At 66.5% G+C, this 16356-nt stretch carries 10 protein-coding genes; 7 read left to right on the forward strand and 3 right to left on the reverse strand.

What is annotated here, in order from left to right; translation table 11 throughout:
* Positions 1-84: 84 nt before the first annotated feature.
* The 5 genes from FHS96_RS23750 (at position 85) to FHS96_RS23770 (ending at position 10086) form a co-directional block, all read left to right on the forward strand.
* Complete coding sequence (locus tag FHS96_RS23750) at positions 85-3660, forward strand: autotransporter outer membrane beta-barrel domain-containing protein (RefSeq protein WP_429597878.1); 3576 nt, start codon at positions 85-87, stop codon at positions 3658-3660.
* Positions 3661-3858: 198 nt separating this feature from the next.
* The gene (locus FHS96_RS23755) at positions 3859-4392 is read left to right on the forward strand and encodes an RNA polymerase sigma factor (protein ID WP_429597880.1); all 534 of its coding nucleotides are present in this window, start codon (positions 3859-3861) and stop codon (positions 4390-4392) included.
* A complete protein-coding gene (locus FHS96_RS23760; protein ID WP_429597882.1) occupies positions 4385-5347 on the forward strand; it encodes a FecR family protein in 963 nt (320 codons plus the stop codon). The genes FHS96_RS23755 and FHS96_RS23760 overlap by 8 nt, the downstream gene beginning before the upstream one ends.
* Positions 5323-7653 carry a TonB-dependent receptor gene (locus FHS96_RS23765; RefSeq protein ID WP_429597884.1) on the forward strand — a complete coding sequence of 777 codons (2331 nt, stop codon included), beginning with the start codon at positions 5323-5325 and terminating at the stop codon, positions 7651-7653. The genes FHS96_RS23760 and FHS96_RS23765 overlap by 25 nt, the downstream gene beginning before the upstream one ends.
* A 99-nt stretch (positions 7654-7752) precedes the next feature.
* A complete protein-coding gene (locus FHS96_RS23770) occupies positions 7753-10086 on the forward strand; it encodes a TonB-dependent receptor (protein ID WP_429597886.1) in 2334 nt (777 codons plus the stop codon).
* On the opposite strand, the gene FHS96_RS23775 is transcribed toward FHS96_RS23770, so the two are convergent.
* From FHS96_RS23775 to FHS96_RS23785, 3 genes are all read right to left on the reverse strand, one after another.
* Entirely contained in the window at positions 10076-11155 is a 1080-nt protein-coding gene (locus tag FHS96_RS23775) for an alkene reductase (RefSeq protein ID WP_429597888.1), read from the reverse strand. The two genes, FHS96_RS23770 and FHS96_RS23775, sit on opposite strands and share 11 nt — an antisense overlap.
* Positions 11155-11775 (reverse strand): nuclear transport factor 2 family protein, encoded by a 621-nt coding sequence (locus FHS96_RS23780; protein ID WP_429597890.1) that lies wholly within the window; start codon positions 11773-11775, stop codon positions 11155-11157. The genes FHS96_RS23775 and FHS96_RS23780 overlap by 1 nt, the downstream gene beginning before the upstream one ends.
* Before the next feature lie 75 nt (positions 11776-11850).
* Entirely contained in the window at positions 11851-13794 is a 1944-nt protein-coding gene (locus FHS96_RS23785) for a putative bifunctional diguanylate cyclase/phosphodiesterase (RefSeq protein ID WP_429597892.1), read from the reverse strand.
* A 209-nt stretch (positions 13795-14003) separates the two neighbouring features.
* On the opposite strand from FHS96_RS23785, the gene FHS96_RS23790 reads away from it, so the two are divergent.
* Together FHS96_RS23790 and FHS96_RS23795 are read left to right on the forward strand one after the other, a co-directional pair.
* Positions 14004-15698 (forward strand): FAD-binding protein, encoded by a 1695-nt coding sequence (locus tag FHS96_RS23790; RefSeq protein ID WP_429597894.1) that lies wholly within the window; start codon positions 14004-14006, stop codon positions 15696-15698.
* 146 nt (positions 15699-15844) lie between these two features.
* Complete coding sequence (locus FHS96_RS23795; protein ID WP_429597896.1) at positions 15845-16123, forward strand: cupin domain-containing protein; 279 nt, start codon at positions 15845-15847, stop codon at positions 16121-16123.
* Positions 16124-16356 lie beyond the last annotated feature (233 nt).

Genomic DNA, 16356 nt, shown 5'->3' on the forward strand with positions numbered 1-16356 from the left:
AGTTTCGGTCGCGGTGCGGGATTTCCGCACCGGCGGTGTCTTCGCCGCGCAACGCCAAAAGGCACAGCGCAAAGGGACCCGCCGATGACCAAAACGCCGTCACCGAAGCCTCTCCTCTCCGCCACCAGCATCGGCTTTGCCGCCGCCCTGCTCTGCTCCACCGCCACCGCCGCCTATGCGAAGGACGAGTGCGGTGCGCTGGTCGAGGGCCAGGTTTCCTGCACGCCCGATCATCAGCCTTTCGATGAAGGCATCGGCTATGATGCGCCGGGCGACGTCATCGTCGATCTCGCACCCGGCCTCTCGATCACGCCCGAACCACGCGCGGCCGGTCTGCTGATCGTTTCCGAAGAGGGCGGCGTCACGATCAACGGCGCCGGCACCAACATTGCCACGCGCGGTGCCACCGGCGCGGTCGCCTTCGCCAAGGGCGATATCAACATCAACCTCGGCACAGTGACGTCGGATGCGATCCCCGCTGAACTGTCCTGGGGCATCAACACCTTCACCGCCACCGGCACAACCCGCATCACCGTCGACGAGGTTCGCAGCGTGGGCGACGAGTCCTTCGCAATCATCGTCGAGAGCATCACCGGTGACGTCATCATCGACGCGGGGCTCGTCTCCACCAATGGTTTCGCCGCGGATACGGTCAAGATCATCACCGGCGGCCAGGTCAATATCGGCATCGACCGCATCGAATCCTCGGGCGACTATGTCTGGGGCGTCAACCTGTTCAACGGCGCGATCGTCGACGAACAGGTGGTCGGCGGTTCCTCCTATATCGGCATTGGCAGCATCGACATCAGCGGCAACAACAATGACGGCGTCTACGCGGCGGGCGTGGGTGACGTCATCATCGATGTCGATGCGATCAAGCTCAGCGGAGACAGCGGCACCGGCGTCACGTTGCTCACGGACAGCAGCGGCTACATCCACGTCCGCGATCTCGCGCTCGACGGGTTCGGCTCCATCGGCGTCGACGCGCAGGCGCTGGGCGGTCTGAACGTCGTCGTCGACAACGCCCATTTCACCGGTGAAGGCGGCGGCATCCAGGCCTTCACGAACAGCGGCGAAGCCAGGATCAAGGTCGGGACTTTGACCGGTGACAGCGGGGCCGGCATCATCGCCTCGTCCGCCTTCGCTTCGGCGGCGATCGACGTTGGCACGATCGACATCGGCGGCAGCTATTCCGTGGGGGCCTCGGCGCGCGCCGGGGAGGACACCGCCCGCATCCTCGCCGGCAGCGTGACGATGAAGGGGGAAAGCAATACGGGCCTCTGGGCCAGCGGCCTTTCCACCCTCGTCCAGCTGACCGGGCCGCTGCTGATCGAGGGCCACAATGCAAAGGGCATCCGCAGCATCACCACCGGCGGCGAAGGTCAGGTGGTCACCGCCGGCACGCTCACCGCGAACGGCGCAGGTGCGACCGGCATCGACATGGTCGCACGCTATGGCACCGGCACAATCCGCACGGCCGGCGCCGTCGATGTCGTCGGAGACCGGTCGGCCGGCATCCTGGCCTTCGGTGAAGGGGCCGACCTGAAGATCGAAGCGCAGGATATCAAGGCCAGCGGCGCCACTAGCTCCGGCATCCTCGCACGCACAAAATTCCCTGGCTTCTTCATCGGCGCCGCATCGGGGCCGCTCCTCGAACGCGACGGCAATATCGACATTCGCGCGGCCGATATCAGCGTCGCCGGAGACGGCGCGATCGGCATCAGCGCGATGGGCCTCGGCAATTCGACGATCCTCGCCGGCGATGTCCACGCCAATGCGAGCCATGCGATCGAGACCGATATGATCGGCACCGCCGCGCTCGACCTGCGCGGCGCCATCCGGTCCGACGCGGGGACCGCGATCTTCGCACAAGGCAGGGATGTCACGATCGAGATCGCCGCCAGCAGCAGCGTGTCCGGCGGGCAGGACGGTATTCTCGTCAACGCGCCCGGCGAACGCTGCGCGATGGAAGATCCCGCGGACGGCTCCCCCAACCCCTGCCCCGTCCCCGGCAGCAGCGCCGGTGGTGGCGGTGGCATCGGTATCGGCGCGGTTCCGATAGCAGCAGCCGATCCGCTCGCACTCACCGGTGCAGCCACCATCGTCAATCGCGGCACGATCGCGGCGGGCGAAGGCTATGCCGTCCGTGCCGATACGGGCTCGGTCGCACTCACCAACCATGGCCGGATCGAAGGCGCGGTGAAGTTCGTTGCAGGCGACGACATCTTCGACAATCGAGGCACCTTCCTGATCGCGAAGGACAGCGACTTCGGAACCGGCGTCGACACGCTGCGCAACAGCGGCATCGTCAGGCTCGCCACCGAGCGCACCGCGGGCAAATATGCGTTCACCGGGCTCGAGCGGTTCGAGAACAGCGGCACGATCGACCTGCGAAACGGCGCAATCGGCGACACGCTAACGCTATCCGGCGACTATCGCGGCATCGGCGGCGCCAGGCTGCTGGTCGATCTCGACACCGAAAAGGGCACGGCCGATCGGCTCGTCGTGGCAGGCGCCGCAACCGGATCGACGCTCGTCGACCTCGCCATCGATGCATCCGACGCCGTGCTGACCGACCCGGACGGCATCACCGTCGTCAGCACCGGCGCAGATTCGGCGGCGGATGCCTTCCGCATCTCCCCCGCCAGCCTCGAGATCGGCTTCGTCCGCTATACGCTCGTGCAAGACGGCGGCGATTATGCGCTGATCGGCCGTGCGGGCAGCGCCGCCTATCGCCAGCTTGGCGCAATCCACGCGGCGGACGCCGTGTGGGATGCCAGCGCCGATCTGTGGCGCCAGAACGGCCTCGGCCAGCGCGACGCACAGCTCGGCGGCCAGGCATCCACCACGCGGCGGCTGTGGGGGGCCATGCAGGGCGGCCGTGTGTCACGCGACTGGACCAGTACGGGCGCAGGCGGCACCACCGACCTTTCCTATCGCCAGACGCGCCAGGGTGGGCAGATCGGCCTCGACCTGCTGGGCCGGGATGGGGACGGCGGCGCGCTGCGCTTCGGCGTGACCGCGGGCTACACCCAATCCGACCTCGATTATCGCAACACCCGGGATGAAATCGATCTCTCCACCGGCAATGTCGGCCTTTATGCCGGCTATGTTGGCGAACGGCTGTTCGCCAACCTGCTCGTCAAATATGACCGTCATGACATCAAGCTGAAGACCGATGCGCTCGATGCCGCGACGAAGATCGACGGTTCCACCTGGGGCGCGGACGGTGAGATGGGCGTGCGGTTCGGCAACCCCGGCTTGTTCGTCGAACCAACGGTCGGGCTCGCATGGACGCGGACATCGGTCGACACGCTGCATGCCGGACGCCAGCAGATCGCATTCCACGATTCCACTGGGGTGAAGGGCCGCATCGGTGCCCGCATCGGCGGCACCATGCTCTCCTCAGACGGCACGGCGCTGACGATCTATGCCAGCGGCCATGCCGTCCACCAGTTCGGTGACGATTATGGCTTGGAACTGGTCGCTGGGGCGCGTGAGACGATCGGTGCCGATCGCCTCGGTACCTATGGCGAGGGCCGGATAGGCCTTTCCTATCGCACGACATCCGGATTCGAGGCCTTCGCTGAAAGCCAGGGCGAAGTCGGTGGCAGCTATGACGCGCTCGCTGGGCGCGTCGGCGTTCGCATCGGCTTCTGACCTGGCCGGACGCCGGGTGCTCGTTCCCTAGCCACCCGGCGTCCACCTTCTTATTCCCGTGAAGCAGGCATGAACTCGAACTTTACACAACCACCAGCGATCGAAGTCGAGGTGCGGGTCGGCTCAGACCTCGCCGTCTTCCCAGCGCGCGGATTGGGAGTCGAAGACGGTTGGTGCGTAAAGCGTATGATGGCGGCGATGCCGCCTGACGGCGATCGCCGGACGCCAGCGGCGGCGGAGCCCGCATCCGGGCTGGAAGCCGTCTATCTGGCCAACCGCCCTGCGCTGCTGCGTTTCCTGCGCGCGCGCGGGGCCGGCCCGCGTGCGGAGGATCTGGTGCAGGAATTATGGCTGCGCATCTGCGCCGCGCCGCGCGGGCCGATTCCAGACCCGCTGAACTACCTCTTTCGCGCGGCGAACAATCTGATGATCAATGCCTATCGCGGCGAAACCCGGCATGAAGCACGCAACGATGCCTGGGGCGACGTCACCGCCGAACATGAAGCCGATGCGTGGGGGGCGATCGTCGCCCGGCAGGAGATCGCGCTCGCCCGCCAGCGGCTGCAGGCGGTAGGGCAGCGTGTGCTGGACATCTTCTTTCTGTTCCGGGCCGAGGGGCTCACGCAGCGCGAGATCGCCGCGCGCTATGGCCTGAGCGTGAGCGCGGTCGAAAAGGATATCCAGCGCGGCTATCGGGCGCTGGCGGCGTTGAAGGACGAAACCAATGGTTGAACGCCGCGATCGAGATCCGGCGGAGGGTGCGATCGACTGGCTGATCCGCCAGCGCGATCCCACTTTTGATGACTGGATCGGCTTCACCGCCTGGCTGGAAGCGGATCCGGCGCACGCCCACGCCTATGACCGGCTCGCCGCGCTCGACGCAGGCGTGGCGGACGATCTGCAGCGTGATCCGCCGGTGCTCGCTCTGCCGCAACCCTCGGCACCCGCGGGCCATCAACCAGCCTATCGGCCCGGCCGCATCCGGCGTATCCTGACGCCGTTGATCGGGGTCTCCGCGGCGGCAGCGGCGCTGGTCGCCTTCGTCACGACGCGCCCGGCTGCCACCTATGAGATCGCCACCGCGCCGGGCGAGCATCGCCGCATCCGGCTCGACGATGGCAGCCTTATCGTCCTCCACGGCGGCGCGCGGCTGCGGCTCGATCGCGATGAACCGCGCAGCGCGCAGCTCATCAGCGGTGAAGCCTTGTTCAACATCGTGCATGTTAGCGACGCGCCGTTTCGCGTTGCCTTTGCCGGCGGTACGGTGGAAGATCTCGGCACACGCTTCACCGTCGCCATCGCCCCGCAGCGGATCGAGGTGGCGGTCGCCGAGGGCGCGGTCGCCTATCGCGGCGTCAGCAAGGACTCGGTCACGCTGCATCCGGGACAAAGGCTGGTCGCGCGCAACGCGGATGCGCAGGTGAGCAGAGTTGCCGTCGGCACGATCGGCGCCTGGGCGACGCCGCTGCTGCGCTACCGAAACGAACGCCTCACTGATGTCGCCGCCGATCTGTCGCGCGCGTTGCAGGTGCCGGTGGAGGCCGATCCGGCACTCGCGGACATGCGCGTGACCGCGACGATCCAACTCGACCTCGACGTCGATCGCAGCATGGCGCGGCTGGCGCCGCTGCTCGCGGTCCGCGTGGTCCATCGGGAGGGCAAGTGGATCCTCGAAGCGGCGCCCTGAGCCTCGCGATCGTCGCGTCGGCGGTGGTCGCCGCACCGGCATCGGCACAGCAATCCTACCGGATCGAGATCGCCGCCGGCCCCCTCGGCGACGCCGCCGACGCCCTCGCCCAAAGCACCCACAGCAGCATCGCCATCGCCGATCCCGCACTGGCCGCACTGCCCGTCCGCCGCCTCGCAGGCCGCTTCTCAACCACCGATGCACTGCACCGCATGGTCCGTGGCCTGCCGGTACGGATCATCACGGTCGATGCTGCCGCGTTCCGCATCGTCCCGACACCACCGACCGCGCGGATTCCCCACCCCGATGCTTTGACCCGCTTGCCGACAACGCCCCCCGCCGACATCGTCGTCACCGCCACCAAGCGCGATGGTGGCCTCGCCCATTATCCGGCGACCGCTCAGGTCGTCGATGCGGAAGCCTTCGCGTTCACCGAGCGCGACGGCACCGGCGCGATCGAGCGCGTCGCGACCTCGCTCAGTTCGACGCATCTCGGCTCGGGTCGCGACAAACTGTTCCTGCGCGGCGTAGGCGATTCCAGTTACAGCGGGCAGGCGCAGGCGACAGTCGGCCAATATTTCGGGGAGGCACGGCTCAACTATGCCGGCCCCGATCCCGACCTCAAGCTTTACGATATCGCCCGCGTCGAACTGCTGTTGGGACCGCAGGGCGCGCTCTATGGCGCTGGCTCGCTTGGCGGCATCATTCGCATCGAGCCCCGTGCAGCGGATGCGAGCGGCACAGATGGCGCACTGACGCTCTCCCGCTCATTCACCCGCCATGGCGCACCGGGGGCGGAGGCGGCGGCGATGCTCAACCTGCCGCTCTCGGATGGCACCGCCGCGCTCCGCATGGTCGGTTATCGTACCCGCGACGGCGGTTTCATCGACGATGTCGGGCGCGGCATCACGAACGCCAACCGGCTCGACACCATTGGCGCGCGGATGTCGCTCACGATCAGCCCCGCTGCCGGCTGGCATATCGATCTGGCCGGCATCGCCCAGCATATCGATGCCCGCGATGCCGGCTATGCGGACATGCAGGCGGCGCCACTCGCCCGCGCAGCCATTGTCGGCGAACCCTTCGCCAAGCGCTATCGCCTTGCCTCCATGACGATGCGTCACGATGCCGGCCCGCTCACCATCGTCGCCAACCTCTCGCGCTCCTACGCCCGACTACAGGACCGGTTCGACAGCGGGCGTCCGTCCCCCGACATCCTGTTCTTCGACCGCAGCAACACCGCCACGGTGACCGCCGGCGAGGCGCGGATCAGCCATAAAAATGCGTTGGGCGGCGGATGGCTCGCGGGCATCGCCTCCGTCGAAAGCAGCGCGATCTTCGCCACCCTTTCCCATGAGCCACAGAGCGTCTTCGCGCTCGCGACCCGCGCCGCGGTCAGCGAGCGCACGCTGTTCGGGGAAGGCACGCAGAGCGTCGGCCCCGTCGACCTCGCGCTGGGGCTGCGCTTGGTCCGCTGGCACAGCCGCGCCACCGCTGCGGGGCCGCTGCCCGATACATCGCGGCGTGTGAACGACGGATGGCGGAGCCTGCCCTCGGTCGCGGCGACGGTGCCAGTCACCGGCGCGGCGCAATTGCTGCTGCGCTACGCCGAAAGCTACCGGCCGGACAGCGCCTCGGTCGCTACGGCCGGCAAGGGCTTCGTCGATGGAGACCGGTTTGCCGCGTGGGAAGCGGCGATCCGTGTGCCGCCCGCAACGGATCGGGTGCTAACCGGTTCGCTCGGCGTCTCGCTTGGCCGCTGGCGCGACGTTCAGGCAGATACGGTCGACAGCGCGGGCTTCCTGCTCACCACCAATATTGGCGACGCGCGTCTGCTGACGGTGGAGGCGACAGCCGGCTGGCAGGCCTCACGACGATTGCGGCTAAGCGGCGGTGCGACCTTCAACCGCGCCACGATCCAGTCCGATGATTTCGGGATCATCATCATCCCCAAGGCCCGGCTGCCCAATGTTCCGCGCCTCCATGCGCAGATGACTGTCGCTTGGCAGGCATCACCGGCCGCGCGCGTGCCCTATACGCTCTCCTCGCGGCTGGTCTATTTCGGCGAATCCAACCTCGGCATCGGTCCTTCGCTGACGCGTCCACAGGGCGACTATTTCGATTGGGAAGCGGATGCGTCGGTGATCCTCGGCCGCGCAACCCTCTTCGCGCGCGTCACCAACCTGTTCGACACGGCGGGCAACCGCTTCGCGCTGGGATCGATCGCGCAGGCGGCGACGGGCACGCAGTTCGTGCCGCAGGTGCCGCGCACCGCAACCATCGGAATCCGCTTCGAAACGCCTTGATCCCGCGCTGTCGGGATAGGGTTTGACATCAACTGTAATGCCTCATACCTAATCACGTGACGGGTCGCAGAACCCGGCACGAGTTTTGGGGAGGAAAGCATGTCGTCTGGCACGTCCGCCGCTCGCCGCAGGCTGAGCATTGCCGCATCCACTACCGCGCTGCTGATCGCGGCAACGCCGGCGCTGGCGCAAACGGATGCCGCGGCACCGCCGCCCCCACCGGTCAACGAAGGCGTCGAGGATATCGTCGTCACCGCGCAACGCCGTGAGGAGAGGCTGCAGGATGCGCCGCTTTCGGTCACCGCGCTCTCCGCCAATGCGCTTACCGATCGCGGCGTCGACAATCTCGCCGACATCAGCAATTTTGCGCCCAACCTCGAACTTCACCCCACCAACCGCCCCGCTGGCGGCGGCTCGGCCTTCGCCGGCTATATCCGCGGCGTCGGCACCGGTGATTTCCAGTTCCCGACCGACCCCGGCATCGGGCTCTATGTCGACGACGTCTATATCGCGCGTTCGCTGGGCGGGTTGCTCAGCCTCGAGGATATCGAACGGATCGAGGTGCTGAAAGGCCCGCAGGGCACGCTCTATGGCCGCAACACGATCGGCGGCGCGATCAACGTCGTCACCACCGATCCGCGCATGTCGGGCGATGCCCGGGGTCTGCTCAAGGTCCGTTTCGGCTCCTATGGCCGCGCCGACGGAACCGCACTCATCAACACGCCGCTGGTCGAGGATGTGGTGGGCCTCAAACTCTCCGCCTCCTATCTCACCAATGACGGCTATGGCCGCCGGCTGATCGACGATGCCCGTTACGGCAATGAGAACCGCTTCATTCTGCGCGGCGCGCTGAAGTTCAACCTGTCCGACGCGGTCACCCTCAAGCTCGCCGGCGACTATACCCGCCAACGCCAGAAGCCGCCGAGCGGAGCCTTCCTCGCATTCGTGCCCAGCGGCGCCACCGTCGCCAAGATCGCGCGCTACAACCAGTTCGCGGCGCCCTATCTCAACGCCGGCCTCGGGCTGCCCGCCGGTTCGATCTACGATGGGCGCTGGGTATCCGAAGACGCTTATCACATCTATTCGCTGCAGCCGCAGCGCGACGATGCCGATATCGGCGGCGTCTCCGCGATCCTCTCCGCCGATCTCAGCGACACGGTGACGCTGAAGTCGATCACCGCATGGCGCACCATCGACGCGCATATCGAGGTGGATGGCGACCAGACCCCCTACCCGCTGCAGCAGACGCGCACGACGATGCAGCAGAACCAATACAGCCAGGAATTGCAGCTTGGCGGCACCGCGCTCGACGGCCGGCTGAACTTCCTGATCGGCGCCTATGCCTTCCGAGAGGATGGCGATTCCACCGTCTTCACCCGATCCTTCGAGGGCATTTACGAGGCGATCGTCGCGGGCGGCGGCACGCCCACCGCGGCGGATGCGGGCAACACCTTCACCACCTTCGGCCTGCAGGCGACGAGTTGGGCGCTGTTCACGCAGGAGACGTTCAACGTCACCGATACCTTCGGCATCACCGTCGGCGCGCGCTACAACAAGGATCGCAAGGAGTATTCCACCTCGGTGATGCGCCCGCAGAGCGGACTGACCGTGGTGCCGCTATCGCAGGCGGTGGCCGAATGGGATTCCTTCACGCCACGCGTCGCGCTGGAGTATAAGCCCAGCCGCGATGCGCTGATCTACGCGAGCTTCTCCAAGGGCTTCAAGTCGGGCGGCTTCGGCGCTTCGACCGTCGCGTCGACGCCGACGCCGCGTTACGATCCCGAAAAGCTGACCAGCTATGAACTGGGTGCCAAGACGAGCTGGCTGAACAACCGGCTGATCTTCAACGTCGCCGGCTTCTATTCCGAATATCGCGACATCCAGCTCACCGTGCAGAGCGTCGATCCTGTCACCAACGCCAACCTCCGCACCACCCGCAACGCCGGCGGATCGAACATCAAGGGCTTCGAGGTGGAGGCGCAGGCGGTGCCGCTGCGCGGGCTCAACCTCAACCTCGGCGTCGGCTACGTCGATGCGAAGTTCGACACACTGACCGATGCGGCGCTCGCCAGCGGCTTCACCCTCGATAGCCGCGTGCCGCAGATTCCGGACTGGTCGGTCAATGCCGGCATTTCCTATGCGTTCGAAACGGGCGCCGGCGAACTCACCCTGCGCGGCGACCTCTCCCACAAGGGTTCGCAATTCCTGACAGCCGCGGACCCGACTTCCTTCCAGAAATCCTACACATTGCTCGGCGCACGCATTTCCTATGAGCCAAGCTTCCTGGAAGGCGTGCAGCTCTCGGTCGAGGGCACCAACCTGACCGACAAGCTCTATGGCTATTACCAGGCGACATTGGCTCCCACCGGCCAGTTCGTCGCCATCCCCGGCGCACCGCGGGAGATCTACGCGACGGTGCGGTTCAACTTCTGACCGTCGGATATCCCCAGGCAGGATAGTCGCTATAGCCGGCCGCGCCGGGGGCATAGAGCGTCGCCGCGTCGAACGGCGCAAGCTCCAGCCCCTCGCGGAAGCGGCGAACGAGATCGGGATTGGCGACGAACAGCCGGCCGAACGCGACCGCGTCCGCCGCACCTTTGGCCAGCAGCGCCTCCGCACGCGGCTGGTCGATGCTTTCGTTGAGGATCAGCAACCCATGCCAGTGTGCGGCGGCAAGCGCGCGCTGGTCGACCGCCTGCGGCACCGTCATGTCGATCAGGTGGCAATAGGCGAGCCCCATGCCGTCCACCGCGTCGAGCAGCGCAGCATGCGTCGCGGCAGGATCCTCGTCGAACAGGTCGTTGAACGGATTGCCAGGGCAGATCCGGAAGCCGACACGATCCGCCCCCACCGTCCCCGCCAGCGCCTCCAATGTCTCGACGACGAAGCGGATGCGGTTGCTGACCACACCACCATAGCCGTCGGTTCGCACATTGCTGCCGCTCGCCATGAACTGAGCGGGCAGATAGCCTGAGGTGCAGTGCAGTTCGACCGCGTCGAACCCTGCCGCAATCGCATTGCGCGCCGCGGCGGCAAAATCCTCGATCACGCTTGCAATCTCCGCGGTTTCGAGCGCGCGGGGAGTTTCAGTGGCGCGCATGCCCTCCGGCGTCCACAGCTTCACCTGCGCTGCGATCGACGATGGCGCGATCGTCTCCGTCCCCGCCGGCCGGTTGGCCGCGGCCGCGATCCGGCCGACATGCATCAGTTGCGCCGCGATCAGACCGCCCGCGCCATGTACCGCCGCGGTGACCGGTTGCCACGCCACCACCTGTCCCGCGTCATGCAACCCGGGCGTCCGCGCATAGCCCTTGCCGACGATGCTCGGCTGGATGCCCTCGCTCACGATCAGCCCTGCACTCGCGCGCTGGCGGTAGTACTCGACCATCAGCGCGTTGGGCCGGCCATCATCGCCCGCCCGGCTGCGCGTCATCGGCGCCATGACCACGCGGTTGGCCAGGTCGAGCGCGCCGAGGCGGACCGGATCGAAAAGCCCCGCCATCAGCGCACCTTCACTTTGGGCGCCGCGGCGTCGCCGCGCATAGTTTCGATGAACCGCTCCAGCGGCGCCGGCTCGGCCACCGGCGTGTCGGCCGGGCCGCTGCGCGCCCAGAATGCCGTCCATGACGGGAAATAATCATGGAAGCCGCCATCATAGGCCTCGCGGTCGGGCCAGCGGATTTTCAGGGGGCCGATCGGGGGTTTATTGAGGTCGGTTGCGTACCAATAGAGGGGTAATCTGCGGCGGAAGAACCAGCGGCCGTCGATGCGCTCATAGCGGTCGACATACATCATCTGCATGATCACCCACTCGTCGCCGGTCTCATGTTCATTCTTCGAATACACCACGCCCTGTGCCCGATCGGGATCGTCGAACTCGATGATATGACCGCCGATATGGTGAGAGGTGCCGGTGAACTGGACGCGCATCGTCTCGTCGAACCAGGCCCGCAACGCCGCCCGGCCAACCGCGCCGCCACCCACCTTCACATCCTCGGGAAACAGCCCCACCCACGCGTCCGCATCGCGCATGTCGAGTGCCAGGCTGTATTTCGCGGCGAGCTGGCGGATCGCGTCGATCGATTCCAGCCGATCCAGCCGGCGCAGCACCTCTCCGTTCATCCGCCCTCTCTCCAGCACGTCGATTTATCTCGACATGCGCCTATACGGACAGATCAGATTACGCAAATTCGATCTTCACGACGAAACGCCGCCAATACGCGCACCATCAACCGATCGTGATTCACGGTGAAGAAACTCCACCACCGCGCCTGCGGCCATCGGCCGGCTGATCATATAGCCCTGCACCACGCCCACCCCGATCCGGCGCAGCGCCTCCATCTCCTCGGGCGTCTCGACGCCCTCCACCACGCAGTCGAGGCCAAGGTTGACGGTGAGGTCGAAGATCGAGCGGATCAGCGCGACCGAGTTCGGGAACTCCGCAATGTCGCGCACGAAGGATCGATCGACCTTGATCTTGTCAAAGCGGAATTGCTGCACGCGACCGAGGTTGGAATAGCCGACGCCGAAATCGTCGAGGACGATGCGGTGCCCGGCCTCGCGCAGCCGGCGGATATTGCCGGTCGCGGTGGCGAAATCGGGCATCATCGCGGTCTCGGTTACCTCAAACTCGATGCACTGCGGCGGCACGCCGGACTCCGCAACGATGCCCATGAAAGTGTCGATCGCCGCATCCGACAAGATGTCCCGCGCCGACAGGTTGAACGCGGTGGTGACGGAGACCGGCCAATCGCGCCGGTCCGCCAGCGCCTTGCGCAGCAGCACCGCGCCCAGGGTCGAGATCCGGCTCGATTGCTCGGCAACCTTGATGAACACGTCGGGCGTGACGATACCGATGCTCGGGCTCTGCCAGCGCGCCAGCGCTTCGAAGCCGATCGTGCGGCCCGAGATCATGTCATATTGCGGCTGGTAGACGAGGTGAAATTCCTCCTCGGGATCGCAGCTCCTGAGCGCCTGGTCAATCACGAACAGATTATCCATCTCGCGTTCGAGCCGCTGGTCGAACACCACCGCATCACCCGCCCGGTTGCGCTTGGCGACCCGCAGCGCGAAGTCGGCGCGCTCCATCGCTGTATCCACCGACAGGTCCGGATCGTCGCAGACGAGGCAGCCGACCGACGCGGAGATGCGAATGTATCGGCCCTCGCAACTGAAAGGCTCGTTCATGTCCGCGGCCACTTCGGCGGCCAGCTTGCCCGGATCGGCGATACGATCGGGCGACCAGACGATCAGCGCGAACTCGTCGCCCCCCAGCCGCGCCGCGAACCCGTCCACGCCGCAGCGCCGCGCGATCCGGTAGCCCGCGTCGGTGAGGATCATGTCACCAACCTGGTGGCCATGATATTCGTTGACCGGCTTGAACCCGTCGAGGTCAAGGACGACCAGTGCGAAGCGCCGCCCCTCTCGCCGCAGCCGGTCGATCGCATCTTCCAGCGCGTCGAGGAAGGCGCGGCGGTTGCTGACGCCGGTCAGGCTGTCCGTCGCCGCCTGCGCGCGCGCTTCGGTGGCCAGCGCCTCCGCGCCGTGGCGGGCGTCGATCGCCTCGATCAGCGCGCGGCGGCCGAGCATCCAGCCGCCGACCGCCGCAAGCCCCGCGCCGAACAGCACGAAGCCATAGAGCAGGCCAAGGTCGGGCGGGCGGGCATGGAGATGGAAGGCCATGCCCAGCACCACCATCACCGCGCTGAGCAGGATGATCCTGAGGCTGATGCCGACCGCGGCATAGACCGTGATCATGATGATGAAATAGACGATCTTGCTCTGATCGAAGCTGATGGCGAGCGCCAGCATGAGGTTCGCCAGCATCGCCAGATTGGCGACGAACCCCATCGCCTCCTGCGTGCGATAGCTGCGCGGCTGCCGGCACAACAGCCAGCCGATCAGCCCGCCCACCGCCAGCGCGGAGGTGGAGGATACGAGCACCAGCCGCTCCAGCCCCTCACGTACCGCGAGGCCGGCGATCGTCATCACCGCGAAATAGAGACCGCCGATCGCGAAAAACGCCCGGGTCACCGGCATGTGCGCCAACGCGATCTCGTCGCGATAGCGCGCGCCGAGAACCACGTCCGTCAGGAAATCCGACCGTTCCTCCGGCCCGTCCGACCCGCGCTGCCGACGCAAACCTGCACTTTCCTCATCAACCCTGGAAGAAGGAAGACTATACTCCGGTTGCGCCGAACGAAACCCCGCCTGCGCAACATTGATCCATAGCCGACAAGATCGACGCCATGACGCACCCGCTCAATTTATCGCTGGATGCGTCCGATATGCGTTGATATGAAGCCTTCTGAATTCGCATAACATCAAAAATGCGTCGGACGGGAGAGGATATGGCTTTCGACATGGATGTGGATGTGCTGGTGGTGGGATCGGGCGCGGGCGCGCTGGTCGCCGCGTTGCGCGCCGCGAAGGCCGGCGCAGAGGTGCTGATCGCCGAGAAGGGCAAGCTGTGGGGTGGCACCTCCGCTACGTCGGGCGGGGGCATCTGGATTCCGGGCAGCCATCTCGCCGCGGCCGCGGGCCATCCCGACGATCTCGATGAGGCATTCGCCTATGTCCGCCGGCTGACCGCGCCCAATGTCGCGGACGAGCAGATTCACGCCTTCATCGACAATGCCCACCGCATGCTCGCCTGGATCGAGCGCGAGGCCGATGTGCAATATGCTGCACTGCCCTATCCGGATTATTATCCCGAAACCAAGGGCAGCCGCGAAGGCTTTCGTACCCACCTGATGCCGGGATCGGTGGATGCCCGCACGCTGGGCCGCGAGGCGTTCGACACGATGCAGCGCGCCTCACCTGCCGCTAGCCTGTGGGGACGGATCAACTGGAAGCTGGACGAGACCAACATCGTGCTGTTCCGCCCCAAGGGCTGGATGAAGACGGTGGCCAAGGTAATGGGCGGTTACTGGCTGGACGTGCCGCAACGGCTGCGCAGCCCGCGCGACCGCCGCCTCACGCTCGGCACCGCGCTGCTCGGCCAATTGCGCAAGGCGATCGACGCCACCGGCACGCCGCTGTGGCTGGAAAGCCCGCTGGTGTCGCTGATCGAGGAACAGGGCCGGATCGCGGGTGCGGTAATCCGCCATGAGGGCCGCGACATCAGGGTGGGCGCACGGCAGGGCGTGGTGCTCGCCGCAGGCGGGTTCGAGCGCAACCCCGCGCTGCGTGAGGAGCATCTTCCGAGTTCGTCACAACCCGAAGCGAGCGGATCGCAGGTCAACAACGAAGGCGATGCGCTGATCGCCGCGCAGCAGATCGGCGCCGCGGTCCGCAACCTTGACTCCGCCTGGTGGGCGCCGGTGTTTCGCGTTCCGGGCGAGGATCGCGCACGGCTGTCCACGGTGGAGCGCGCGCTGCCCTATTCAATCATCGTCAACCAGGCCGGGCGGCGCTACGCCAATGAGGCGCTGTCCTACCATCGCTTCGGCGAGGCGATGATGGCGCGGCACAAGCCGGGCGCGGGCACCGACCCGAGTTGGCTTATCTTCGACAGCCGCTATCGCAGCCGCTATCCGGCCGGCCCGGTGATCCCCGGAATGCCCGATGCGATGCTGCCCGCGGACGTGCGCAAGATATTGCACAAGGCCTCGACGATCGCGGAACTAGCCGCGAAGACCAAGCTCAACACTGCGGTGCTCGATGCCACCATCACCCGCTTCAACACGATGGTCGTCAAGGGCCGCGACGAGGATTTCGGCCGCGGCGACGCCGCCTATGACCGGCTCTATGGTGACCCCCGCGTCTCCCCCAATCCCACGCTTGGCACGGTCGATCAGCCCCCTTATTACGCAATCCCGCTCCACCTCGGCGATATCGGCACCAATGGCGGGCTCGTCACCGACGGCCGCGGCCGCGTGCTGCGCGAGGATGGCGGCGCGATCCCCGGCCTATATGCGGTCGGCAATCTTGCTGCCTCGGTGATGGGCTATTCCTATCCGGGCGCCGGCGCGACACTGGGCCCGGCGATGACATTCGGCTGGCTCGCGGCGGCGGATGCGGTGAGAATCAACGAGGCGGCATAACACGCTCCTCCCGCCGTCCGTGCAGGTATGTCCATGAGGAGCAGCCCATCGGACCAAGACCCGCGGCGTCGGCGATGCCGCGGTATCGCGTAACGGGCAGATCTCCCGTTCGACGCCCCCTGTTCCGATGCGCCACATGCGCTGCCGTGACCCAGCCCTACACGCCGGTCCGCTTCGCCGAGAAGTTCGCGCTTTTCGCCGAGCAATGGAGCCCGCGGATCATCGCCGAGATGAACGACTATCAGTTCAAGCTGGTGCGCATCGCCGGCGATTTCGTGTGGCACATGCACGCAGATAGGGTCCGGGCCAGCCACCGCCCGACTGGCCGAGGCGGCGATATTCGATGTTCCACGTCGCGATGCCTTGCTGCTTCAACGCATCGCCGATCGGAGCCAGATCGCGCAGCGTCGCATAGGCAGCCTTGAACCAACCGCCGCGGATCAGCGCGACGACCGGGTGCCGCCGGGACCGGGGGGGAGCCGCAATTCGCCGAACTGGTCGTGATCTGTCCCATAGCGGGAGGTCGCATCCGCCGGGAGCGAGGGGATCGCCTGAAACTCCCGCGGCGTCATCAAGGGCGGCTGGCCCGGTGCCGGAACGGCAAGGAGCAGGCTGGCCGTTATCGACATCCTTGCCCACAGCATCGTCGATGCTCCTG

It is taken from the genome of Sphingomonas zeicaulis (genome assembly GCF_050433225.1).
In the GTDB taxonomy this organism is placed as follows: domain Bacteria; phylum Pseudomonadota; class Alphaproteobacteria; order Sphingomonadales; family Sphingomonadaceae; genus Sphingomonas_D; species Sphingomonas_D zeicaulis.

What these genes read in the sequence shown, in the direction of transcription:
- FHS96_RS23750 (WP_429597878.1), top strand. Translation starts at nt 85, where the DNA reads ATGACCAAAACGCCGTCACCGAAGCCTCTCCTCTCCGCCACCAGCATC.
- FHS96_RS23755 (WP_429597880.1), top strand. Translation starts at nt 3,859, where the DNA reads ATGCCGCCTGACGGCGATCGCCGGACGCCAGCGGCGGCGGAGCCCGCA.
- FHS96_RS23760 (WP_429597882.1), top strand. Translation starts at nt 4,385, where the DNA reads ATGGTTGAACGCCGCGATCGAGATCCGGCGGAGGGTGCGATCGACTGG.
- FHS96_RS23770 (WP_429597886.1), top strand. Translation starts at nt 7,753, where the DNA reads ATGTCGTCTGGCACGTCCGCCGCTCGCCGCAGGCTGAGCATTGCCGCA.
- FHS96_RS23775 (WP_429597888.1), bottom strand. Translation starts at nt 11,155, where the DNA reads ATGGCGGGGCTTTTCGATCCGGTCCGCCTCGGCGCGCTCGACCTGGCC.
- FHS96_RS23780 (WP_429597890.1), bottom strand. Translation starts at nt 11,775, where the DNA reads ATGAACGGAGAGGTGCTGCGCCGGCTGGATCGGCTGGAATCGATCGAC.
- FHS96_RS23790 (WP_429597894.1), top strand. Translation starts at nt 14,004, where the DNA reads ATGGCTTTCGACATGGATGTGGATGTGCTGGTGGTGGGATCGGGCGCG.